Here is a 21884-nt window from a genome sequence, read left to right as displayed (position 1 = left end):
TCCCATACAAATCAAGGACATGGATGATCTATCGGTACGGCAGGCACGATAGTTGCATTACTATCGGTATCGTAACGGGAGATTATCCATGGTAAGCAAAAAGTTTCTGGCAGGTATCGTCGCCATCGTCGCCGCAGCATCCGTCCAGGCTGCTCCAATTTCGCTGTCGACCTCGATGTCGCCTGCTAGCCAAGTGACTAACGGCCAGACCAAGGACTTCCAGATCGACGTGAACAGCCTGCTGGCCGCGAATGGCCTCAGCAAGAATTCGATCCTGTCGGGCTTCCTGACCGTGACCGGCTACTCGGCTGCGAACTTCTCTTCCGTCGATACTTCCAGCACCGGCTACATTCAAGGTCCGAACACCAGCCACATTTACCGCGATTGCGACAATAAAGGCGTTTGCGCGGACAAGACCGTGTTCGACAAAGTGCGCGTCAAGGACATCACCAACGAGTTCAGCGACCCTGTGGCCGACATTATGAAGGTTTCGGCTGGCGATGCTTCCGGCAGCGACACCGTTGGCGACTTCAGCAGCATCTATACCAGCTGGACCGACAGCGTCCTGGAATCGGACAAGACCACCGGCACTGCCAAGAACGGCTATAACTACTTCTACCACCGCAACCGCGACCATCACCAGTCGATCTTCGGCGGCCTGGACGTCCTGCTGGACCTGGACGAAGTCGCGCTGAACGACCTGTTCGCCGACGGCATCCTGAACATGTCCATCAAGTCCACCATTGGCCAGTTCACCATTACCAATATTCGCCTGGACTTCGATGCGGAAGAACCAGCGCCAGCGCAAGGTGCCGTTCCTGTGCCGACCAGCCTGCTTCTGACCGGCCTGGGCCTGGCTGCCTTGGCAACCATGCGCCGCCGCAAAGCATAAGCAGCGCCAAACGCGCTTCCATAAAACCCGGCAGATGCCGGGTTTTTTTACGTCCCACCAAATGCGCTAAACTAGCGCCTTTACGAACCGACAAGAACACATACCGTGGCCAATTACGTCTATACCATGAACCGCGTGGGCAAAATCGTCCCACCGAAACGTCAGATTCTGAAGGACATTTCCCTGTCTTTCTTCCCAGGCGCCAAGATCGGCGTGCTGGGCCTGAACGGCTCCGGCAAATCCTCCCTGCTGAAAATCATGGCAGGCATCGACACCGACATCCAGGGCGAAGCACGCCCGATGCCTGGCCTGAATATTGGCTACCTGCCGCAGGAACCACAGCTGGATCCAGAAAAAACCGTGCGCCAGGAAGTTGAATCCGGCCTGGGCGAAGCCTTCAATGCTCAAGCCCTGCTGGAGGCCGTGTACGCTGCCTATGCGGAAGAAGACGCAGACTTCGACGCGCTGGCCAAAGAGCAAGAGCGCCTGGAATCGATCATCGCTGCTGCCGACGGCGGCAACCTGAACCTGCAACTGGAAATGGCTGCCGATGCGCTGCGCCTGCCGCCTTGGGACCAGAAGATCGGCGTGCTGTCCGGCGGTGAGAAGCGCCGCGTGGCGCTGTGCAAACTGCTGCTGTCCAAGCCGGACATGCTGCTGCTCGACGAACCGACCAACCACCTGGATGCTGAATCGGTGGAATGGCTGGAGCAATTCCTGGTGCGCTTCCCAGGCACCGTGGTCGGCATCACCCACGATCGCTACTTCCTCGACAACGCCGCAGAATGGATCCTGGAACTGGACCGCGGCCACGGCATTCCTTGGAAAGGCAACTACTCTTCCTGGCTGGACCAGAAGCAGGACCGCCTGAAGCAGGAAGAAGCCACCGAATCCGCGCGCCAGAAAGCGCTGCAGAAGGAATTGGAATGGTCGCGCCAGAACCCGAAGGCACGCCAGGCCAAGTCCAAGGCCCGTATGGCACGCTTCAACGAACTGAGCGAATACGAATACCAGAAGCGTAACGAGACCCAGGAGATCTTCATCCCTGTGGCCGAACGCCTGGGTAACGATGTGATCGAATTCAAGAACGTCACCAAATCGTTTGGCGACCGCCTGCTGATCGACAACCTGTCCTTCACCATCCCACCGGGCGCGATCGTCGGCATCATTGGCCCGAACGGCGCCGGTAAGTCGACCCTGTTCAAAATGATCGCCGGTATCGAGCAGCCGGACAGCGGCGAAGTGGCAATCGGCAAGACCGCCAAGATTTCGTTGGTGGACCAGAGCCGCGACAAGCTGGACAACGAAAAGACCGTGTTCGAAGCAGTTTCCGGCGGCGCCGACATCCTCAGCGTTGGCCGTTTCGAAATGCCTTCGCGCGCCTATGTAGGCCGCTTCAACTTCAAGGGCTCGGACCAGCAGAAGATCGTCGGCAACCTGTCCGGTGGTGAGCGTGGCCGTCTGCACCTGGCGAAAACCCTGCTGATGGGCGGCAACGTGCTGCTGCTGGACGAACCGTCCAATGACCTGGACGTGGAAACCCTGCGTGCGCTGGAAGATGCGTTACTGGAATTCGCTGGTTCCGTGATGGTGATCTCCCACGACCGCTGGTTCCTGGACCGTATCGCCACCCACATCCTGGCCTTCGAAGGCGACTCGCAAGCGACCTTCTTTGCTGGTAACTATCAGGAATACGAAGCGGACAAGAAGAAGCGCCTGGGTGAAGAAGGCGCCAAGCCGAAGCGTATCCGCTACAAGCCGCTGCACGGCTAATCGAAAGGGGCCTCATATGCGCAAACAATTCCTTTGCGGCCTGCTGCTGGCCAGCGCAGGCGCCATCGCGCACGAGGCCCCGCTCGACAAGCTGGCCTGGCTGGCCGGATGCTGGTCGCAAACCGGCTCAGATGCGGGTTCAGTGGAAATGTGGTCCCCGCCTGCCGGCGGCACCATGCTCGGCATGGCCCGCACGGTCAAGAACGGCAAAACGGTGGAATGGGAACATCTCATCATCCGTGAAACCGAGCCCGGAATATGGACCTATGTTGCCAAGCCAGGCAAACAGCCGGAAGCTGCTTTCCCGATCAAATCGATTGGCGATGGTGAGGTAGTGTTTGAGAACCCGCAGCATGACTTCCCGCAGCGGATTATTTACAAGCGCGATGGGGCGGATGGCCTCAAAGCGCGCATTGAAGGCGTGTCGAAAGGGAAGGAAAAAGCCTTCGACTACCCAATGCAGCGGACGCAATGTCCGGGTGGAAGGTGAGGCGGGCACAAGGACTTAGGCAGTGCGAAGCTGCCCTTGTCGTACCCGGCCTCGATGGGGACTTTGCGGGGGGAAGCAGCTGAACTGCCCTCCCCCTCGACTCAGAAGCTAGCTTTTACGCCCAGGTTGACCGCGCCTTTGCGGCGGCCCTGGTCGATATCGTTCTTGCCGAAGTGTTCGTATTCCAGCACGCCCGATACTTTCTCGGTGAACGCATATTCAGCGCCAACCGATGCGTACAGTGCGTTACGGCTGCTGTCGCCGTTGTAGGCCGAAGCCAGGCCGGTGGCGTTCACGTCGTTCTTGTTGTGAGCCACACCCAGCTTGCCGGTCAGGGCCAGTTGCTGGTTGATCGGGAAGGTGCCTTTGCCGGCCAGGTAGAAGGACTTAGCCTTGCTTTCAATGCTGCCGGTACCGGCGCCGGTGGTGTAGTTGTACGACTGTTTGCCGAAGTCTACATAACCAGCTTCCACACCCCAGGTCTTGTCGATCTGCACGCCACCGAAGATCTTGCCACCGTATTCGGTGCTCTTCTTGTCACCATTGCTGGTGTCGTTAGGCAGGGTGTACTTGTTCGAGTTGGCCACAACGCCGGCGCCGATGTACGGCTTCAGCTCTTGGGCCTGGACGGATGCCGCGCCCAAGGCAACGGCGGAAGTGATGAGAGCGAGTGCGATTTTTTTCATGTTCGTGATCTTTCAGCAAAAGTGAATGGACTTGCTTGGGACCGCGCTTCGTCTGTGGAAGTGCGATGGAAAGCACGATAACACTGCCAAAAGTTCAAGGGGGAGACGAACTGGTAAGAATTGTGTGAATTTGTAAGCGGCCTTGAATTACCATTGTTCAGCCCAAAATAGCCGAACTTAAACTCAGATGAGCCTAAATGTCAGATTTATGCGCGCACCGCAGGGTTTTCGCTCTTTATTGATTCCATGCCGCCAGCAATGCTGGAGTTTGCCTGCCATCAGAAGCAAACTGCCATCGGTCAGGTCGATTTTGAGGGTCTTCGGTTGCTTCTTATGCTTGAGGATAAAGGTGCGTGTGGCGCCAAAGCTGACGGAAGCGATGGCCGGCTGCGGGCCCAGCTCCACTTCATCGTCGCTATGGAAGCCCATGCTGTCCTGCTCATTGCGGTAATAGTTGAGCAGCAGGCTGTTGAAGCGCTTGCCGGTCGCGGTCTCGACGGCACGCTTGATTTCCAGTTGCAGCGGCGTGAACGGCAGGGGTTCGAAGGTGCGGCCAGAATAGGTGTAGCGTTGCTCGCCATACCAGGCGCTCAGGCGCGGCTGCGCCACTTCACGGCCAAACAGGAAGATGGTTTCCGCTTTCCATGCCGTTTCGTCCAGCAAGCCCTGCATAACTTGCGCGTTATCCACAGCAAGCGGCAGCTGCCGCATGAAATACAGCTCGCCATCGTCGATCGGGATGGGTAAAAGCTCAGCTTCGGCGGAAAACAGGTCCATAGGCGTTATGATATAGCAATGAAGAAACGTCAATTCCTCGGCGCCGTGGCAGCGGTCGGCGCCCTCCCGTCCCTGGGCGCCGCTGCTCCCAAAACCGAGCGCGGGCCGGCGCTGCTGACCGTGACCGGCGCGATCGCCAAGCCGAACCGCGGCAGCTTTGACCGCGTGTCCGACCAGATGATGTATAAGCAGCGGCTGAGCTTTGAGAAGGCGTTCGCCTTTGATTTTGCCGCTTTGACGGCCCTGCCGGCGATTACCATCAAGCCGACACTGGAATACGATAGCCGCGCGCATACCTTGTCCGGCCCGCTTCTGGTGGACGTGCTGAAAGCTGCCGGTGCGCAAACCAGCGATAACAGCAACCTGCTGCTGCGTGCGGTGGACGGTTATGCGGTGGCGGTATCGCTGGCGCGCGCGAAAGCACAACGCTATATCGTTGCGACCCACCTGGATGGGGCGCCGATGGCACTGGGAGGCCTGGGGCCCTTATGGGCGATTTACGATGCAGACCGCGTGCCGGAAATGGCAAGCAGGCCGGTGGGCGAGCGTTTCACCACTTGCCCATGGGCCCTGTATCACATTGAGGTTCAGGCGTAAGCTTCGGCCAGCGACATCACGCGCGGGGTGATGGCGACGCCGATGTCGCTGAAAATCTTGTTGATGATGGCCATATTGGCTTCGGCTTCTTCCGCCTTCCAGCCATTGAACAGGTCGGTGCCGTCTTTCTGGAAGTGCAGGTCCAGCACCTTGCCGCGGTCCTTGTGGGTGTAGCCGGAGCTGTGCACTTGCTTGAAGCCGCCGGCAGCCAGGGCTTCCAGCACGGCGGACGGCGGATTGTCCGGATCGGTTGCCATGTACACCCCGAAAGTCTTGCCAGGCGGTTTGGCGGCAATATCAACTTCGTAAATGCCAGGCGCCTTGGTGACCGACGTGGATTTCAAAAATAACATAGCGTTCCCCTAGAACTGTGTGTGGCTCTTCCCAAGTGGACTAGCTTATTGCTAACGGCCAATTTTGTCACCCGCCGGGGCCATCTTTTTGCTCGACCACAACAAAAGATGGAGCAAAAAGCATGTCCTGCCTTTCAACTATACTTTTGCACTGCTGGAATGCAAGGCCAGTTCGTCAAGGCTTGCCTGCACGCTTGCGCTCGGCCAGCGCGACGGTCGGCGCCACCAGTGATTCGTACAGGCGGCCCGTGGCCGCATCCCATCCCGCCACAGCGTTATGCTGACGCTGAACCGTCGCCATGTCGCCGCGCGCGATCGGCCCCGTAAGCGCAGGCGCCGCTCCCAGGCGGAAAGCGTTTTCCATCGATTCTAGCGCCAGCGGCCGCGCCAGCTCGCGCGCTATGGTTTCCGGAATGCCGGCCGCCTGGTAGGCGCGAAGCGCGGCATCGATCACGGTGACCAGGTAATTGCTCGCGAAAACGGCAGCTGCGTGGTACACCGTTTTTGCGGAAGGATCGATCTGCACCGCCTTGCCCCCGATCGCCGCCAGTGCCGGCAGCAGAACGTCAAGCGCCGGCAGGTCGCCTTCTACTCCGCAGAAGGTTCCTGCAAAGCCGGCGGCGACGGCCTCGGTATCGGCAAAACTGCGGATCGGGTGCACGCTGGCGACGTGGGCGCCTGCAGCGCGCGCCACCGCCAGCTTGTCCGATGCCAGCGCTCCGCTGCAATGGAATACCACCGCACCTTGCAGCGGCACGGCAGCTGCCAGCTCGTCGCACGCCGGCACAATCTGGTCGTCGCTAACGGTGAGCATGTAGACATCGGCCTGGCGCAGCGCGCCGCCAGCAACGGCGGGCATTCCGGCACCGATGAAGGCCTGCGCCTGTGCTGCGCTGTCCGCTGAGCGGGCGACAATATCCTGCAAGGCGAATACGCCGGCACGCGAAAACAGACGCCCCAGCACGCGGCCCACATGGCCACCGCCAACTACGGTAAGTCGCAACATCAGAAACTCGACCCTGGCTGCTTAAGGAATTCAACTTCCTCGGGCGTCGATTCCCGCCCCAGGATGGCGTTACGGTGCGGGAAGCGCCCGAAGCGGTGCACCACCTCAAAGTGCTTCTTCGCGAAATCCAGCATGCCCGCATAGCCTGATGCATCAGCCGCCAGCATCGTGAACAGGTCCACGCAGCGCATCTGCATCGACAGGTTTTCCGAATGTTCCATCGGCATAAAGGAGAAGGCGCGCTGCGCAGGCGGCAAGGTCTGGTTCGCACCCGAATCATCGAGGGCTTTAGCCGCTTCCAGTGCCAGTTCATCGCCGGCAAAGGCCTTCGGCGTGCCGCGATAAACGTTGCGCGTGAACTGGTCCAGCACGATGATGCGCGCCAACGTGCCTTGCGTGCCCTCGTCGTCCCACTGGCGCAGGCCGCCCACCAGCGCCTCTTCGATCACGTCGCCGAATTGCTGGAAGATGGCGCGGTCGAACGCGTCATCCTTACGCCACCACTCGGGGCGCTGCATATTGTGGCCCTTGGCGCCGATAGGCAAGAACCAGAAATCTAGAACGTCTTGTGAATTGATGACCAAACTGGCCTCCTAGTTGCGTGCGTGTGTGACCTGGAAGCTATCGATGCCGTCGAAATGGGTCATCTCTTCGGCGATGCGCGACAGCGGCGAGCCGCTACGTTTGCTGAGCGCCAGCGCGACGAAGCGCCATTCCAGCTTGCCTTGGTCCATACCAATGGTCAGCGAACCGCCGGCGATCTGGTAGCCGCGCTCCAGGGCCATCGCGCGCAACTGGTCTTCTTTCGGCTCAAAACCAGGCTTGAAGCGCATGGTGATAGCGATGGCGTGGCGCGAAGGCAGCCAGGCCTCTACCTTGGACAGGAAAATCATCGACATCGCGCACAGGAAGGCCAGGCCCATCGCGCCGAGATAGAAACCCAGCCCCACCGCAATGCCGATCACGGACGAAGCCCAGATCGACGCCGCCGTCGTCAGGCCGGAAATATTGAAGCCCTCGCGCATGATCACGCCCGCGCCGAGGAAGCCGATGCCGGTCACAATGCCCTGCACCACGCGCGTGGGATCGGTGCCCACCAGCTCCGACATATGGCCGCCAAACCACAGCGAGGGATAGCCGCACACCACGGTCAGCGCAGCCGACGCCATGCAAACCAGCCCGTAAGTACGCATGCCGGCCGCTCGGCCGTGATAAGAACGCTCGTAGCCGACCAGCAGGCCAAGCAGGAGCGCTCCAATGATGTTCATCAGGATCACAAGGTTGGTCGCCAGTTCGCCGGACGACCAGTAAGCGCGCAGGAATTCTATGCTGGGCATGGCTGCCTCACTTATGGTTTTGGTGTTTTCTTGGCGAGCTGTTTTTCAAATGCTACATCGAGTTTGCTGACGCGTTTCACTTTTTGCGGGCCTTGCGCATTCACGAAGGCTACAAAATCGTCCAGTTCCATCGGCGGGCATAGTGGCGGCTGGCCTGGTCCTTCTGTCAGGAAGAAGTGGCCGCTGCCGGTCATGGTCATCGAATAGGCCTGGTTGCCGGAGCGCTCTTTCAGCCGCGCCAGGGCGGCTGACGCTCTAGTGGAGCGGCTCATATTGCCTCCGTCCTTTGTTCCAGCCAGTGCAGCGCTGCGCCGCCGACGTGCTGTCGCAGGCGTTTGCGCACGGTGGCGTGGTAGTCGTTCAGCCAGCGCACTTCATCTTCGCGCAGCATGGATTTGTCGATGCAGCGCGTGTCGATCGGGCACAGCGTCAGGGTTTCGAAACGCAGGAATTCGCCGAACTCCGAATCCGCAGCCGGCACGTTCAACACCAGGTTCTCGATGCGGATGCCCCATTTGCCGGGACGGTAGATGCCCGGCTCGTTGGAGGTGATCATGCCCGGCTCCATCGCCGTATGCGCGTCCGGCGGTGTCGACGGCGAAATCGATTGCGGGCCCTCGTGCACATTCAGGAAGAACCCGACGCCGTGGCCGGTGCCGTGGCCGAAGTCGATGCCGGCCGCCCACAGCGGCGCGCGCGCGATCGCGTCCAGCATCGGCGACTTCACGCCGCGCGGGAAATGGGCAACGGACAAGGCCATCATGCCTTTGAGTACCAGGGTGAAGTCGCGTTTGTGTTCCTGTGTGATGGCGCCGACCGGCACCACGCGTGTGATGTCGGTGGTGCCGCCGGTGTACTGGCCGCCGGAATCGAGCAGCAACAGGCCATCGCCTTCCACCACTGCGCTTCCTTGCGCCGGCGCGCGGTAGTGCATGATCGCACCGTTAGCCTTGAAGCCCGCGATGGTGCCGAAGCTCGGGCTGACAAAGCCTGGACGGCGGCGGCGCGCTTCCAGCAGGTGCACGCCAATGGAATACTCCGTCAGCGGCTCGCGCTTTGGATCCGCCAGTGTTTGTTCCAGCCAGCTGAAAAATTCGCACAGCGCGGCGCCGTCCTGCTCCATCGTGGCGCGGACGTAGTCGGCCTCGTGTTCAGTCTTGCGGGACTTGGCAAAGGTGGTCGGGTTGATTGCCTCGATCACGTTCACGCCGTCAGGCACCGCCTGGCGCGTGCCAAAAGTGATGCGGCGCGGGTCGATCAGCAGCGTGCTGCCGGCGGGGAGCGACGCTAGCGCTTGTGCTGCCTCCTCGTACGGTTCAACAAAGACATTGTCCGCAGCCAGCAGTCCAGCCAGGCCGGGATCGACCTTGCCTGCGCCAACGAACAGCATGGCGCGCTCGCTGTCGACCAGCGCGTGCGACAGGAAGATCGGGTTGTAGTTGACGTCCGAACCGCGCAAGTTGAACAGGTAGGCGATATCGTCCAGCGTCGAAATAATGTGATGGGTCGCGCCCTGACGCGACATTTCAGCCCGCAGCGCCGCCAGTTTGGCTGCGCGGGTCTTGTCGGCGTATGGACGCTGGTGTTCGTAGACTGGCGCATCCGGCAGGCCCGGGCGGCCGGCCCAGACATCTTCCAGCAGGTCGAGGTCCGTGCGCATAGCGATGCCGCGCGCCTGCAACAGGCGGGCAATCGACAAGCCAAGAACCGTTCCATCCACCGCCAACACCTGGCCTGGCTGAAGCTTCTCCCCCAGCCAATCCACATACTGCACGCTGGCACCCGATGAAATTTTCATCAGACGCACGCCGGTGCCGGCAAGCTCAGTCTCCGCCTGCGTCCAATAACGGCCGTCTGTCCAGACACCCGCAAAGTCTTGCGTAATGATGAAGGTACCGACTGAGCCGGTGAAATTCGACAGCCACTCACGGCCCTGCCAACGCGGCGGCAAGTATTCGGAAAGGTGTGGATCGGAGGAAGGGACCATGCAGGCATCAACCTGATGGCGGCGCATGGCCGCGCGCATGGATTCCAGTCTGGTGCTGATTGATTCTTTCATAGCGCAATCATACCCCGATTGCGCTATGTTGCTTAGCCGGGACTACATGCGCGGCTCGCCGTTTCGATTAACGGTGATGGTCCGGCCCGGCTCGGTCGAGAGCTGGGCGCGGTGCTCAGTGCCGCGGAAGTCGTAGGTGACGTCCCAGTATTGCGGGGTGCGGCTGGGAACGGCCTCGCAGCGCTGCACGTTCTGGGCGTATTGGTTGCCGCCGTTGCGGCCGACGTTGGAGCCGACTGCTGCGCCGGCGATGGCGCCGCCGACTGTGGCAACGTCTCGGCCAGTGCCACGGCCGACCTGGTGGCCAAGCACGCCGCCGATCAGGGCGCCGGCAATGGCGCCGGCCGTGCCGTTATCGCCTGAGGCCGAAACCTGTTCACGTTCGACCCAGCATCGCTGTTCCGGTGGGCCCACCACGGCGCGCGCGGAAGTAATCGGGGCTTCAAAGAGGCGTTCACTTGGACGCTGGCGGTATTCATAGCTTGCCTGCGGCATTGGTTCAGGCGCATAAGCCGATTCCTCGTAATTGCGCCGGCGCGGTACGGCGCGAATCGAAGAAATGCTGTTGTTCATGCCCATTCCGTTCAGCGATTCATAGCTACCACGGCGCAGGATCTTGCACTCGCCGCCGAAGTTGGGGTCTTCGCAGACTTCCCAACGGCCACCTTCGACCACAACTGATGAGGCGCGGTCGTCGAAGCCAGCGGATCGCAAGTCGCGGATGGAATGATTGGCGCTAAGTGGCCGGCCACGCCAGCCTTCGCCTGGATAAAGGGTGATTTGTGCAAATGCTTGGGCGCCCAGCAAGGCAAGGAAAGCCGCCAGCGCAGTTCTGATTGCAAAGTTCATGATGTCCTCCGATACAGATCAGGTGCGCCCAGAATGCCGCGGCAAGTTGGGCTGGTCTGTTCGGGAACGCTCGTTGCAGATATTAAGCTTCGAAGCGGCGCAAACCGTCGAGGTCGAGGATGCGGATGCCGCCGTAGTCCACGCGCAACAAGCCTTCTTTTTCAAGCACTTGCAATGCCTGGTTGGCGCGCTGGCGTGAGGAACCCGACAGCAGGCCGACTTCTTCCTGCGAAATCTGCACCAGGCGCTCAATGCCGGGGTAGAGGTGGGAATTGAACAGCGAAGCCAGGCAACGTGCGACGCGGGTATCAGGGTCCAGCAAGCGCTCGTTTTCCACCATGCCAATGAACTGACCCAAACGTTCGTTGAGCTGCATCAATAAGAACCGGGTGAAGGGTAGGCTATTCTCGAGCAGGTAGTGGAAGGTGACAGCCGGCATGCGTGCGATGCGGCTGTCGCGCAGCGTCATGGCGTCATAGCGACGGCATTCGTCCTTTAGTAATGAACCTTCACCAAACCAGCCACCGGGCGGCACGCCAGTAAATGTGACGCTTTTCCCGTTTGGAGAAAAATTATTCATTTTCACCATGCCCGAGATAATACCGATCCAGTTATCGACAATTTCGCCTTTATGGCAAACGAAGCCGCCTTTGGGAATAAATTCCTCATAACAGGTGGCCTCCACGCGCGCCAATTGCTCCGCTGTGAGGATGGGCGCCCAGGTGGAACTGCGTATGGCCTCGATCAGACTCGGTTCATTTTTCATTGTTGTTGCGTCGCACCATCAAAAGTCGCGCAATTGTCTTTGAAATGACAACCTTGCGAACTAGCTCACGCTAATATCATCACACAAAATGCGCATCAAAACTAAAAAGCGCACTAATAATCCAAGGAGACACCGTGCAGGATAATCTGACGACCTTCCCTCGCAGGCTGCTTCAGCATGGCAAGGAGCGGCCGCATAAGCCTGCGTTCCGTGAAAAGGACCTGGGCATCTGGCAGACCTGGGACTGGCAGCAAACGAATGAGGAAGTGCGTGCGCTGGCCTGCGGCCTGGCCGCGATCGGCTTCCAGCGCGGCATGAACCTGGCGATCATCGGCGACAACCGCCCGCGCCTGTATTGGTCCATGCTGGCGGCGCAGTGCATTGGCGGCGTGCCGGTCCCGATGTACCAGGACGCTCCGGCAGCCGACCTGGCCTTCGTACTGGAAAATGCGGAGATCCAGTACGCCATAGTGGAAGACCAGGAACAGGTCGACAAGCTGCTGGACCTGTGCGAGCAATGCCCTTCGATCGCGCATATCGCGTACGAAGATGAGCGCGGCATGCGCAATTACACGCACCAGCAGCTGGTTTCCTACGCACGATTGCAGGAACTTGGCCGCGAATATGACAAGGCGCATCCAGGCTTCTACGAAGCATCGATCGCGGAAGGCACGGAAAGCGATAACGCCATCATCCTGTACACCTCCGGCACCACCGGCAAACCTAAGGGCGTTTGCCAGACCCACAAGGCCCTGCTGTCGGCAGCCACCGGCGGAATCGGCTTCGACAAACTGACCGATGAAGAGAATGTGCTGTCCTACCTGCCGATGGCTTGGGTGGGCGACTGCCTGTTCTCATTCGCCCAGGCGTTGACCGCCGGCTTCACCGTCAACTGCCCGGAATCGTCGGATACCGTCACCACCGACTTGCGCGAAATCGGCCCCTCCTATTACTTCGCGCCGCCGCGCATCTTTGAAAACATGCTGACGCAGGTGATGATACGCATGGAAGATGCGGGGGCGATCAAGCGCAAGATGTTCCATCACTATATGGATGTGGCGCGCCGCGTTGGCTCGGACATCCTTGACGGTAAACCTGTCGCGCTGGGCGACCGTATCAGCTACGCAATCGGCAATGCGCTGGTGTATGGGCCGCTGCGTAATGTGCTTGGCATGTCGCGCATCCGTGTGGCTTACACCGCAGGCGCTGCGATCGGTCCTGACCTGTTCCGCTTCTACCGCTCGATTGGCGTGAACCTGAAGCAGTTCTACGGTTCCACCGAAACCTGCGCCTATATCTGCCTGCAACCGGATGGCGAAATCAAATTCGACTCCGTCGGCAAACCTGCGCCTGGCGTGGAAGTGAAGCTGGCGCCGAACGGCGAAGTACTGGTCAAGTCGCCAACGCTGATGCACTGCTATTACAAGCGCCCCGACGCAACAGCCGAAGCGATCGACGGCGAAGGCTATTTCCATACCGGCGACGCCGGTATCTTCGACAACGACGGGCACCTGCGCATCATCGACCGCGCCGCCGACGTGGGCAAGATGAACAACGGCGCCATTTTCGCGCCTAACTACATCGAAAACAAACTGAAGTTCTTCCCCTTCATCAAAGAAGCCGTGGCTTTCGGCCACGAGCGCGACAAGGTGACCGCCTTCATCAACATCGATATGGAAGCTGTGGGCAACTGGGCCGAGCGCCGTGGCATCGCCTACTCCGGCTACACCGACCTGGCTGCGCACGAGCAGACTTACGCGCTGGTGAAAGAATGCGTGGAAAAGGTCAACGCCGATCTTGCGCAGGAAGCGTTGATGGCTGACACCCAGGTGTACCGCTTCCTGGTACTGCACAAGGAGCTCGACCCTGACGACGATGAACTGACGCGTACCCGCAAGGTGCGCCGCAAGTTCATCGCCGAGAAATATGCGGTGCTGATCGAGGCACTGTACGGCGACAAAGCTTCGCAATACATCGAAACCCAGGTCAAATTCGAGGATGGGCGCACCGGTATGGTGGCGGCTGACCTTCGAATCATGGACCTCAAGGCAGCATAAGCGGAGTGCGCACCATGCAAATGAATGAACAGGAAGCTATTACCGCCGGGCGCAAGATCGGCGACGTAATCCTGGATATGCGCAACATCTCGCTGTCGTTCGGCGGGGTGAAGGCGCTGACCAATATCTCCTTCAACGTACGCGAGCACGAGATTCGCGCCATTATCGGCCCGAACGGCGCGGGCAAAAGTTCGATGCTGAACGTGATCAACGGCGTGTACCGCCCGCAGCAAGGCGAAATCGTCTACCGCGGGCAGCAGCGCAAGAATATGGATTGCTACGCCGCCGCCAAGTCGGGTATCGCACGCACTTTCCAGAACATCGCGCTGTTCAAAGGGATGACGGTGCTGGACAACATCATGACCGGTCGTAATCTGAAGATGAAATCCAACTTCCTTTTGCAAGCGCTCTATCTGGGGCCAGCACGAAAGGAAGAAATCGAGCATCGCCGCAAATGCGAGGAAGTGATCGACTTCCTCGAGATCCAGCATATCCGCAAGACCCCGGTGGGCCGCCTGCCGTATGGCCTGCAAAAACGCGTTGAACTGGGCCGCGCCCTGGCCGCCGAGCCGCAAATCCTGCTGCTGGACGAGCCGATGGCCGGCATGAACGTCGAAGAAAAGCAGGACATGTGCCGCTTTATCCTCGACGTGAACGAGCAGTTCGGCACCACCATCGTCCTGATTGAGCACGATATGGGCGTGGTGATGGACATCTCCGACCGCGTGGTGGTACTGGACTACGGCAAGAAGATCGGCGACGGCACGCCGGATGAAGTCCGCACCAACCAGGATGTGATCGATGCTTATCTCGGAGTGGCCCACTAAATGGATATCAACTTCTTTGCCGAGGTGCTGATTGGCGGCCTGCTCTCCGGCGTGATGTATGCGCTGGTGGCGATCGGCTTCGTGCTGATCTACAAGGCTTCCGGCGTGTTCAATTTTGCACAGGGCGCGATGGTGTTTTTCGCCGCACTGACCTGCGTAGGCTTCATGGACAAATTCGGCCTTTCCCTGTGGCTCGCGGTCCCAGCGACCGTGCTGGCGATGATTATCCTTGGCCTGGCCATCGAACGGATCGTACTGCGGCCACTGGTCAACCAACCTGAAATCACGCTGTTCATGGCAACCATTGGCCTGGCCTTCTTTATCGAAGGGCTGGCGCAGCTGATCTGGGGCTCGCAGGTGCACAAGCTGGAAATCCCAATCGAGGATGTGCCAAGCGAATTCCTGATGGAGAAATTCAACATCATCGTTTCCAAGTTTGACCTGACGGCTGCAGCAATTTGCGCCGTGATGGTCGCCTTGCTGGCCCTGATGTTCGCCAAGACCAAGGTGGGACGCGCGCTGCGCGCCGTGGCGGACGACCACCAGGCCGCGCAAGCAGTCGGCATCCCACTGCAACGCATCTGGGGCATCCTGTGGGCGGTAGCCGGCATGGTCGCGCTGGTGGCGGGCATGCTGTGGGGCGCGCGCAATGGCGTTCAGTTTGCGCTGACCTTCATCGCGTTGAAGGCGCTGCCGGTGCTGATCCTTGGCGGCTTCACTTCGGTGCCAGGCGCGATTGTCGGTGGCCTGATTATCGGCGCCTCCGAAAAACTGGCCGAAGTTTATATCGGCCCGCACGTCGGCGGCGGTATCGAAGGCTGGTTCCCTTATGTGCTGGCCCTGATGTTCCTTCTGGTGCGCCCGGAAGGGCTGTTCGGCGAAAAAATCATCCGGAGGATTTGAGCAATGTTCTACCGCGAAGCAGGACAATTCAAGACCAGCTACGAGGCGGACGGCCAGATCCTGCCGATCCGCCAAGACCGCATCGCCCTGTTCACGACGCTGGCCGTCGCGCTGCTGGTACTGCCGCTGGTCTCGTCGCCTTATATGCTGTCGGCCATCTTCATCCCTTTTTTGATTTTTGCGCTGGCCGCACTGGGGCTGAACATCCTCACCGGCTATGCAGGCCAGTTGTCGTTGGGGACCGCGGCCTTCATGGCCGTAGGCGCGTTCGCCGCATACAATTTCATGCTACGCGTGCCGGGCATTCCGGTGCTGGCGGCCTTTGTGCTGGGCGGCCTGTGCGCCGCCATGGTCGGGATCGCGTTTGGCCTGCCTTCGCTACGCATCCGCGGCTTTTACCTGGCCGCTTCCACGCTGGCCACGCAGTTCTTCGTGGTCTGGTGCCTGACCAAGATAGGCTGGCTGACCAATAACAGCTCTTCCGGCGTGATCACCGCACAGAAGATGGAAATCTTCGGCTATGGTTTCGATACGCCGGAGCGCAAATACCTGCTGGTGCTGGGCGTGGTGGCGATCATGGCGCTGCTGGCCAAAAACATGATCCGCTCAAACGTCGGCCGCTCGTGGATGGCGGTGCGCGACATGGACATGGCGGCGGAAGTGATCGGCATCCGCCTGATGCGCACCAAGCTGCTAGCCTTCGCCGTGAGCTCCTTCTACTGCGGCGTGGCGGGCGCGCTGTATGCCTTCGCTTACCTCGGCACAGTGGAACCGGAAGCGTATAACCTGGACCTGTCCTTCCGCATCCTGTTCATGATCATCATTGGCGGCGTCGGGTCGGTATTGGGCTCCTTCCTCGGCTCAGCCTTCATCGTGCTCCTGCCGGTGTTCCTGAACATCGTGGCGCACGCACTGGCCCTGCCTACTACCGTGGCGTCGAACCTGGAGTTGATGGTGTTCGGCGCCCTGATCATTTTCTTCCTGATCGTGGAACCCCACGGTCTGGCGCGTTTGTGGCAAATCGGTAAAGAGAAACTCCGCCTGTGGCCCTTCCCCCACTAAGCGGATCAACTATAAACCTGGAGACATCACATGAAATCGTTCGTACTTGGCATTGCCGTAGCAAGCAGCATCGTCGCCAGTAGCGCATGGGCGCAACCCGCCGAACAATTCGTCGCCCTGCCCTCCTACCGCGTCGGTCCTTATGCGGCAGGCGGCTCCGGTTTCTACGGCGGCATCATCGACTACTTCAACCTGGTCAACGCCAACGGCGGCGTGAACGGCGTGAAGATCGGCTGGGAAGAGTGCGAGACTGAATACAATCCTTCGCGCGGGGTGGAGTGCTATGAGCGCCTGAAAACCAAGAACGGCGGCGCCACCGTGGTGGAACCGCTGTCGACCGGTATCGCTTACGGCATCCTGGACCGCATCCCGCAGGACAAGATCCCAATGACCACCCTGGGCTATGGCCGCTCCGACGCGGCGAACGGCAAGGTCTTCCCCTATGTCTTCCCGCTGATTTCCAACTACTGGAGCCAGGCAGCCGCCATGGTGAAATACCTGGGCGAAAAGAGCGGCGGCATGGATAAGCTGAAGGGCAAGAAAATCGTGCACCTGTACCACGACTCCGCTTTCGGCAAGGAACCGCTGCCAGTACTGGAAGCAATGTCCGCGCAATACGGCTTTGAACTGATTAAGATCCCTGTCGCCCCGCCAGGCAGCGAGCAGCAGTCGCAATGGCTGCAGATCCGCCAGGCTAAGCCTGATTACGTGATCCTGTGGGGTTGGGGCGTAATGAACTCCGTAGCCATCAAGACCGCGCAGCGCAACGGCTTCCCACGCGAGAAGATGCTTGGCGTGTGGTGGGCTGGTTCCGAGGAAGACACCGTGCCATCGGGCGATGCCGCCAAGGGCTACACCTCGATGACCTTCAACACCCCAGGCAACTATCCGCTGCTGGATGAACTGCGCAAAAAAGTCTACGCCGGCGGCAAAGGCAACCTGACTGACCAAACCCGTATCGGTTCCGTCTATCACATGCGCGGCCTGACTGCTGGCGTTATGTACGTGGAAGCGATGCGCGCCGCGCAGGACAAATTCGGCAAAGGCAAACCAGTAACCGGTGAGCAGATGCGCTGGGGCTTCGAAAACCTGAACATCGACGAAGCGCGCCAGAAAGTCCTGGGCGTTTACAACATGTTCCCGACCGTGAAGACTTCCTGCGACGACCACGAAGGTTCGGGCGCCGTGAAAGTCCAGCAATGGGACGGCAAGGCCTGGAAGGCTGTCACGCCGAACTGGGTGGTGGGCGATAAAGTCCTGCTGCGCAAACTGGTGGATGAATCGTCCGGCAAGTACGCGGCCGAGAAGAAGATCACGCCTGCGTGCATGAAGTGAGAAGCCAATGAGCTACCTGTCGGTAAATAATATCGAGGTCATTTACGACCACGTGATCCTGGTGCTGAAGGGCGTATCGCTGCAGGTCCCACAGGGCAAGATCGTTGCCCTGCTGGGCGCCAACGGCGCCGGCAAGTCCACCACACTGAAAACCATCTCGACCCTGCTGCGCGGCGAGCGCGGTGACGTGACCAAGGGCGAAGTGCAATTCAAAGGTGAACGCATCGACCAGCTCACGCCTAATGAGCTTGTCAAGCGCGGGCTGTCGCAGGTGATGGAAGGACGCCATTGCTTCGGCCACCTGACCATCGAAGAGAATTTGCTGACGGGGGCTTACACGCGCAATGCATCGCGCGGCGAGATGAAGGAATCGCTGGAAAAGGTCTACCACTACTTCCCCCGCCTGCGCGAGCGGCGCAACAGCCAGGCGGGCTACACCTCCGGCGGCGAGCAGCAGATGTGCGCCATCGGCCGCGCGCTGATGGCCAAGCCGTCCATGATTTTGCTTGACGAGCCCTCAATGGGCATTGCACCGCAAATCGTGGAAGAGATCTTCGGCATCGTGAAAGACCTGAACGTCAAAGAGAACGTGTCCTTCCTGCTGGCGGAACAAAACACCAATGTAGCGCTGCGCTATGCGGACTTTGGCTACATCCTCGAAAACGGACGGGTGGTGATGGAAGGCGAGGCCAGCGAGCTTGCCAACAATGAAGACGTCAAGGAGTTCTACCTCGGCATGTCCGGTGCCGGCCGCAAGAGCTTCCGCGACATGAAATTTTACCGACGCCGCAAACGCTGGCTGGCATAAAAACTTCAGGTGTCAGGTGCTGACACGCGAAGCGTGTTGGCCCCTGATACCTCTATATAAAATGAATCTGAACAAAGCAAAAGAATTCTGCCGCACCCTTCCCGGTGCCACCGAAGACATCAAATGGGAATGTAACCTGGTGTTTTCGGTCGGCGAAAAGATGTTTGCAGCAATGGATGCAAAAGACAAAGCGAGAGCCATCAGCTTCAAAGTCGACGACGACCGCTTCCTTGAACTGACTGACCGTGACGGCATCATCCCCGCACCCTACCTGGCCCGCGCCAAGTGGGTCATGGTGGAAGACCTGTCCAAACTGCCTGATGCCGAAGCGAAAGCGCTGCTCAAGCGCTCGCACGAGCTGGTATTCGCAAAACTGACCAAAAAACTGCAACGCGAGATTGAAGGAGCGGCATGATGGCCGAAACTCTCGATAACCTTGAAACACGCCCACACGCCGAGCGCGAACGCGATTTGATGGCGCGCCTGCCGCAGTTGGTGGCGCAAGCACAGTCAGCGCCAGGCTGGGCACGCATTCTGGCCGGCGTGGATGCCTCGCGCATCAACAGCCGCGAGGCACTAGCGCAGCTGCCGGTCACGCGCAAGGCCGACCTGAAGGCATTGCAATCCGAGCAGCGCCCCTTCGGTGGCCTGAACAGCACTCCAGCCAGCAAGCTGGGACGCATCTTCATGTCGCCCGGCCCGATCTTCGACCCGGAAGGCCGCTCGCTCGACTGGTGGCGCTTCTCGCGCCCGATGTTCGCTACCGGCGTGCGCGCCGGAGGCCTGATCCAGAACTGCTTCTCCTACCACTTCACGCCAGCCGCCTTCATGGTGGAAGGCGGCGCAGCGCGCATCGGCTGCACGGTAATTCCTGCCGGTGCCGGCCAGACCGAGTTGCAGGTACAGGCCATGGCCGAACTGCGGCCAGACACCTATATCGGCACGCCCTCCTTCCTGAAAATCATCATCGAGAAGGCAGCCGAAATGGGCGCCGACATCAGCAGCGTGAAGCGCGCCATGATGGGTGCGGAAGCGCTGCCCGAATCTCTGCGCCAGTGGTTCGCCGATCACGGCGTGCCGGAAGTGATCCAAACCTACGCGTCCGCCGATATCGGCAGCATCGCCTACGAGACCCGCAGCAACGGCAAGCTCAATCCCGGGATGGTGCTGGACGAAGAAGTGCTGCTGGAAATCGTGCGTCCCGGCTCCGGCGAGCCCGTCGCACCGGGCGAAATAGGCGAAGTGCTGGTCACCCTCTTCAATCCCGACTACCCGCTGATCCGCTTCGCTACAGGCGACCTGTCGGCCGTGCTGGTCGACGCCGCACCGTCCCCCTGCGGCCGCACAAACACCCGCATCAAAGGCTGGCTGGGCCGCGCCGACCAGACCACCAAGGTACGCGCCATGTTCGTCCACCCTTCCCAGGTGCACGAAATCACTCGCCGTCACCCTGGAATGGGCAAGGCGCGCTTGGTCGTCTCCGGGAAAATTGCGGACGAAGTGATGACTTTGCACTGCGAAACTGATGACCCATCACTGCAATCGCAAGCCGCCGACATAATCGCAACCATCCGCGACATCACCAAACTGCGCGGGGAAGTCTGTTTTGAGCCAAGCGGCAGTTTGCCGAATGACGGCAAGATCATCGACGATGTGCGCGATTACAGTTGAGATGAAGAGGCGTGTGGCGTAAATCCAACTGTTCCTAGGGCGGGCGGCGGAATGGCGGGATAATTGAGCCATTCTTGACCTGCCTCAGAACATCATGCAAGACTTTCACCACAACCGTGCACGTGCGCTCCTCGAGAACGCAGAAGAACTCTTCGACAAAGAATCGGTACAGGCTGCGGTCAGCCGCATGGCCGACTCGCTGAACGACCGATTTGGCGATCCGTCCAGGCAGGAATTCCCGCTGGTGCTGGGCGTCATGGGCGGCGCCGTTGTTTTCACCGGCAACATCCTGCCGCAGCTGAACTTCCCGCTCGAATTCGACTACATCCACGTCAGCCGTTACGGCGATGAGGACCAGGGCGGCAAAGTTGTGTGGAAAGTCGTTCCGCGCCCGACCGTCTCGGGCCGCACAGTGATCGTGCTGGACGACATCCTGGACGAAGGCGAGACCCTGGCCCACGTCAAGGAGCGCCTGCTGGAGATGGGCGCCAAAGAAGTCATCATCGCAGTCTTCTGCGACAAGGACATCGGCAAAACCAAGCCGGTGAAGGCCGACCTGGTTGGCATCACGATCCCGAACCGCTTCGTCGTCGGCTTCGGCATGGATGCTTACGGCTACTGGCGCAACCTGCCGGGCCTGTGGGCAATCAACCCGGACGACCTCAGCACCCGCTGATTACAGTTTGAGCCGGGCCCTGGCGGCGTTATATTCCGTCTTCAGGCGCTCGACCAACTCTGCCGTGGTGGGAACGTCGTGCATCAAGCCGACGCCCTGCCCCGCGCCCCAGATGTCGCGCCAGGCCTTGGCGCTGCCGCCGCCAAAACTCATTTTCGATTTGTCCGATTCCGGCAGGTTCTCCGGATCGAGGCCGGCAGAGACGATGGACTTCTTCAGGTAGTTGCCATGCACGCCGGTGAAGAGGTTGGTGTAGACCACATCGGACGCCGACGACTCAATAATCGCTTCGCGATAATCTTCAGTGACGTTGGATTCCTGCGTGGCCAGGAAGCGCGAGCCCATGTACGCAAAGTCGGCGCCCATGGCCTGTGCGGCCAGGACCGCGTCGCCGGTGGCGATCGAGCCTGAGAGCGCCAGCGGACCATCGAAGAAGCGTCGCACTTCGCCCACCAGCGCGAAAGGCGACAGCGTACCTGCATGGCCGCCCGCGCCGCTGGCGACCAGGATCAGGCCATCCACACCCGCTTCCAGCGCCTTTTGCGCGTGGCGAATATTAATCACGTCATGCAGCACAATGCCGCCGTAGCTGTGGATAGCATCCAACATTTCCACAGGCGGCGCGCGCAGCGAGGAAATAATGATCGGCACTTTGTGGCGCACGCAGACTTCCACATCGTGCTCCAGCCGTTCGTTCGAATGATGGACGATCTGGTTGACCGCAATCGGCCCAACCCGCACGCCGGGATTCTGCGCCTGGTAGTCGGCCAGCTCCTTCTGCAAATCGGTCAGCCAGGTGTCCAGCAGCTCTTTCGGCCGCGCGTTCAACGCAGGGAAGGAACCGACGATGCCGGCCTTGCACTGCGCCGCAACCAGGGCTGGGCCGCTGGCGATGAACATCGGCGATGCGATGACGGGGAGCGTCAGGTTCTGCAAAACTGCTGGAATGGTCATGTCGCA

General features: G+C 60.0%; 24 protein-coding genes. 13 read left to right on the top strand and 11 right to left on the bottom strand.

The window, feature by feature from the left end; all coding sequences use genetic code 11:
* Positions 1-88: 88 nt before the first annotated feature.
* The 3 genes from AC1RTP_RS08835 to AC1RTP_RS08825 all read left to right on the top strand — a co-directional run bounded on the left by AC1RTP_RS08835 (position 89) and on the right by AC1RTP_RS08825 (position 3155).
* Positions 89-892 (top strand): PEP-CTERM sorting domain-containing protein, encoded by an 804-nt coding sequence (locus AC1RTP_RS08835; protein WP_498606538.1) that lies wholly within the window; start codon positions 89-91, stop codon positions 890-892.
* Positions 893-997: 105 nt separating this feature from the next.
* Positions 998-2665, top strand: a complete 1668-nt coding sequence (ettA, locus tag AC1RTP_RS08830) for an energy-dependent translational throttle protein EttA (protein WP_498606534.1) — start codon at positions 998-1000, stop codon at positions 2663-2665.
* Positions 2666-2681: 16 nt separating this feature from the next.
* Positions 2682-3155, top strand: a complete 474-nt coding sequence (locus AC1RTP_RS08825) for a DUF6265 family protein (RefSeq protein WP_498606530.1) — start codon at positions 2682-2684, stop codon at positions 3153-3155.
* Positions 3156-3256: 101 nt separating this feature from the next.
* Here AC1RTP_RS08825 and AC1RTP_RS08820 read toward each other — a convergent pair whose 3' ends face one another.
* Both AC1RTP_RS08820 and AC1RTP_RS08815 read right to left on the bottom strand, forming a co-directional pair.
* The gene (locus AC1RTP_RS08820) at positions 3257-3841 is read right to left on the bottom strand and encodes a porin family protein (RefSeq protein WP_498606528.1); all 585 of its coding nucleotides are present in this window, start codon (positions 3839-3841) and stop codon (positions 3257-3259) included.
* Between the two features lie 183 nt (positions 3842-4024).
* Entirely contained in the window at positions 4025-4618 is a 594-nt protein-coding gene (locus AC1RTP_RS08815) for an alpha-ketoglutarate-dependent dioxygenase AlkB family protein (RefSeq protein WP_498606526.1), read from the bottom strand.
* A gap of 18 nt (positions 4619-4636) precedes the next feature.
* On the opposite strand from AC1RTP_RS08815, the gene AC1RTP_RS08810 reads away from it, so the two are divergent.
* Positions 4637-5215, top strand: coding sequence for a putative pterin-binding protein (locus AC1RTP_RS08810; RefSeq protein WP_498606522.1), 579 nt, complete (start codon positions 4637-4639; stop codon positions 5213-5215).
* Here AC1RTP_RS08810 and AC1RTP_RS08805 read toward each other — a convergent pair.
* From AC1RTP_RS08805 to AC1RTP_RS08770, 8 genes are all read right to left on the bottom strand, one after another.
* The gene (locus AC1RTP_RS08805) at positions 5206-5568 is read right to left on the bottom strand and encodes a hypothetical protein (protein WP_498606520.1); all 363 of its coding nucleotides are present in this window, start codon (positions 5566-5568) and stop codon (positions 5206-5208) included. The two genes, AC1RTP_RS08810 and AC1RTP_RS08805, sit on opposite strands and share 10 nt — an antisense overlap.
* 175 nt (positions 5569-5743) lie before the next feature.
* Positions 5744-6574, bottom strand: coding sequence for a Rossmann-like and DUF2520 domain-containing protein (locus AC1RTP_RS08800; protein WP_498606517.1), 831 nt, complete (start codon positions 6572-6574; stop codon positions 5744-5746).
* The gene (locus AC1RTP_RS08795) at positions 6574-7158 is read right to left on the bottom strand and encodes a DUF924 family protein (protein ID WP_498606515.1); all 585 of its coding nucleotides are present in this window, start codon (positions 7156-7158) and stop codon (positions 6574-6576) included. The genes AC1RTP_RS08800 and AC1RTP_RS08795 overlap by 1 nt, the downstream gene beginning before the upstream one ends.
* A gap of 9 nt (positions 7159-7167) precedes the next feature.
* Entirely contained in the window at positions 7168-7911 is a 744-nt protein-coding gene (locus tag AC1RTP_RS08790) for an MgtC/SapB family protein (protein WP_498606512.1), read from the bottom strand.
* A gap of 11 nt (positions 7912-7922) precedes the next feature.
* Positions 7923-8183, bottom strand: a complete 261-nt coding sequence (locus tag AC1RTP_RS08785) for a hypothetical protein (protein WP_498606510.1) — start codon at positions 8181-8183, stop codon at positions 7923-7925.
* Complete coding sequence (locus AC1RTP_RS08780; RefSeq protein ID WP_498606507.1) at positions 8180-9970, bottom strand: aminopeptidase P family protein; 1791 nt, start codon at positions 9968-9970, stop codon at positions 8180-8182. Before AC1RTP_RS08780 ends, AC1RTP_RS08785 begins: the two co-directional genes overlap by 4 nt.
* Positions 9971-10012: 42 nt before the next feature.
* Positions 10013-10819, bottom strand: coding sequence for a beta/gamma crystallin-related protein (locus AC1RTP_RS08775; protein WP_498606505.1), 807 nt, complete (start codon positions 10817-10819; stop codon positions 10013-10015).
* Positions 10820-10901: 82 nt separating this feature from the next.
* Complete coding sequence (locus AC1RTP_RS08770; protein WP_498606502.1) at positions 10902-11585, bottom strand: Crp/Fnr family transcriptional regulator; 684 nt, start codon at positions 11583-11585, stop codon at positions 10902-10904.
* A gap of 134 nt (positions 11586-11719) precedes the next feature.
* Here AC1RTP_RS08770 and AC1RTP_RS08765 point away from each other — a divergent pair, with 134 nt between their 5' ends.
* From AC1RTP_RS08765 to AC1RTP_RS08725, 9 genes are all read left to right on the top strand, one after another.
* Complete coding sequence (locus AC1RTP_RS08765; RefSeq protein WP_498606500.1) at positions 11720-13642, top strand: AMP-dependent synthetase/ligase; 1923 nt, start codon at positions 11720-11722, stop codon at positions 13640-13642.
* A 14-nt stretch (positions 13643-13656) separates the two neighbouring features.
* Entirely contained in the window at positions 13657-14469 is an 813-nt protein-coding gene (locus AC1RTP_RS08760) for an ABC transporter ATP-binding protein (RefSeq protein ID WP_498606499.1), read from the top strand.
* A gap of 6 nt (positions 14470-14475) precedes the next feature.
* Complete coding sequence (locus AC1RTP_RS08755) at positions 14476-15372, top strand: branched-chain amino acid ABC transporter permease (protein WP_498607150.1); 897 nt, start codon at positions 14476-14478, stop codon at positions 15370-15372.
* 3 nt (positions 15373-15375) lie between these two features.
* On the top strand, positions 15376-16434 hold the full coding sequence (locus AC1RTP_RS08750) for a branched-chain amino acid ABC transporter permease (protein WP_498606497.1): 1059 nt from the start codon (positions 15376-15378) through the stop codon (positions 16432-16434).
* Positions 16435-16464: 30 nt separating this feature from the next.
* Positions 16465-17769: an ABC transporter substrate-binding protein gene (locus AC1RTP_RS08745; RefSeq protein WP_498606495.1), complete on the top strand. Its 1305-nt coding sequence runs from the start codon at positions 16465-16467 to the stop codon at positions 17767-17769.
* 7 nt (positions 17770-17776) lie between these two features.
* The gene (locus AC1RTP_RS08740; protein ID WP_498606492.1) at positions 17777-18577 is read left to right on the top strand and encodes an ABC transporter ATP-binding protein; all 801 of its coding nucleotides are present in this window, start codon (positions 17777-17779) and stop codon (positions 18575-18577) included.
* A 61-nt stretch (positions 18578-18638) separates the two neighbouring features.
* Complete coding sequence (locus AC1RTP_RS08735) at positions 18639-18992, top strand: MmcQ/YjbR family DNA-binding protein (protein ID WP_498606490.1); 354 nt, start codon at positions 18639-18641, stop codon at positions 18990-18992.
* Positions 18992-20248, top strand: a complete 1257-nt coding sequence (locus AC1RTP_RS08730; protein WP_498607148.1) for a phenylacetate--CoA ligase family protein — start codon at positions 18992-18994, stop codon at positions 20246-20248. Before AC1RTP_RS08735 ends, AC1RTP_RS08730 begins: the two co-directional genes overlap by 1 nt.
* A gap of 94 nt (positions 20249-20342) precedes the next feature.
* Positions 20343-20924, top strand: coding sequence for a hypoxanthine-guanine phosphoribosyltransferase (locus AC1RTP_RS08725; RefSeq protein WP_498606488.1), 582 nt, complete (start codon positions 20343-20345; stop codon positions 20922-20924).
* Here the strand turns inward: AC1RTP_RS08725 and AC1RTP_RS08720 are convergent, their stop codons facing one another.
* Positions 20925-21878: an NAD(P)H-dependent flavin oxidoreductase gene (locus tag AC1RTP_RS08720; protein WP_498606487.1), complete on the bottom strand. Its 954-nt coding sequence runs from the start codon at positions 21876-21878 to the stop codon at positions 20925-20927.
* Positions 21879-21884: the final 6 nt, after the last annotated feature.

It is taken from the genome of Pseudoduganella sp. GW821-FHT11H04, assembly GCF_058807935.1.
The sequence above is the reverse complement of the archived record's forward strand: the minus strand, read 5'-3'. Positions and strand labels throughout refer to the sequence as shown.

Coding starts and splice junctions, on each gene's coding strand:
- AC1RTP_RS08835 (WP_498606538.1), top strand. CDS start 89: ATGGTAAGCAAAAAGTTTCTGGCAGGTATCGTCGCCATCGTCGCCGCA.
- AC1RTP_RS08785 (WP_498606510.1), bottom strand. CDS start 8,183: ATGAGCCGCTCCACTAGAGCGTCAGCCGCCCTGGCGCGGCTGAAAGAG.
- AC1RTP_RS08820 (WP_498606528.1), bottom strand. CDS start 3,841: ATGAAAAAAATCGCACTCGCTCTCATCACTTCCGCCGTTGCCTTGGGC.
- AC1RTP_RS08815 (WP_498606526.1), bottom strand. CDS start 4,618: ATGGACCTGTTTTCCGCCGAAGCTGAGCTTTTACCCATCCCGATCGAC.
- AC1RTP_RS08740 (WP_498606492.1), top strand. CDS start 17,777: ATGAGCTACCTGTCGGTAAATAATATCGAGGTCATTTACGACCACGTG.
- AC1RTP_RS08735 (WP_498606490.1), top strand. CDS start 18,639: ATGAATCTGAACAAAGCAAAAGAATTCTGCCGCACCCTTCCCGGTGCC.
- AC1RTP_RS08720 (WP_498606487.1), bottom strand. CDS start 21,878: ATGACCATTCCAGCAGTTTTGCAGAACCTGACGCTCCCCGTCATCGCA.
- AC1RTP_RS08810 (WP_498606522.1), top strand. CDS start 4,637: ATGAAGAAACGTCAATTCCTCGGCGCCGTGGCAGCGGTCGGCGCCCTC.
- AC1RTP_RS08745 (WP_498606495.1), top strand. CDS start 16,465: ATGAAATCGTTCGTACTTGGCATTGCCGTAGCAAGCAGCATCGTCGCC.
- AC1RTP_RS08760 (WP_498606499.1), top strand. CDS start 13,657: ATGCAAATGAATGAACAGGAAGCTATTACCGCCGGGCGCAAGATCGGC.
- AC1RTP_RS08750 (WP_498606497.1), top strand. CDS start 15,376: ATGTTCTACCGCGAAGCAGGACAATTCAAGACCAGCTACGAGGCGGAC.
- AC1RTP_RS08770 (WP_498606502.1), bottom strand. CDS start 11,585: ATGAAAAATGAACCGAGTCTGATCGAGGCCATACGCAGTTCCACCTGG.
- AC1RTP_RS08790 (WP_498606512.1), bottom strand. CDS start 7,911: ATGCCCAGCATAGAATTCCTGCGCGCTTACTGGTCGTCCGGCGAACTG.
- AC1RTP_RS08780 (WP_498606507.1), bottom strand. CDS start 9,970: ATGAAAGAATCAATCAGCACCAGACTGGAATCCATGCGCGCGGCCATG.
- AC1RTP_RS08800 (WP_498606517.1), bottom strand. CDS start 6,574: ATGTTGCGACTTACCGTAGTTGGCGGTGGCCATGTGGGCCGCGTGCTG.
- AC1RTP_RS08725 (WP_498606488.1), top strand. CDS start 20,343: ATGCAAGACTTTCACCACAACCGTGCACGTGCGCTCCTCGAGAACGCA.
- AC1RTP_RS08775 (WP_498606505.1), bottom strand. CDS start 10,819: ATGAACTTTGCAATCAGAACTGCGCTGGCGGCTTTCCTTGCCTTGCTG.
- AC1RTP_RS08730 (WP_498607148.1), top strand. CDS start 18,992: ATGGCCGAAACTCTCGATAACCTTGAAACACGCCCACACGCCGAGCGC.
- AC1RTP_RS08805 (WP_498606520.1), bottom strand. CDS start 5,568: ATGTTATTTTTGAAATCCACGTCGGTCACCAAGGCGCCTGGCATTTAC.
- AC1RTP_RS08825 (WP_498606530.1), top strand. CDS start 2,682: ATGCGCAAACAATTCCTTTGCGGCCTGCTGCTGGCCAGCGCAGGCGCC.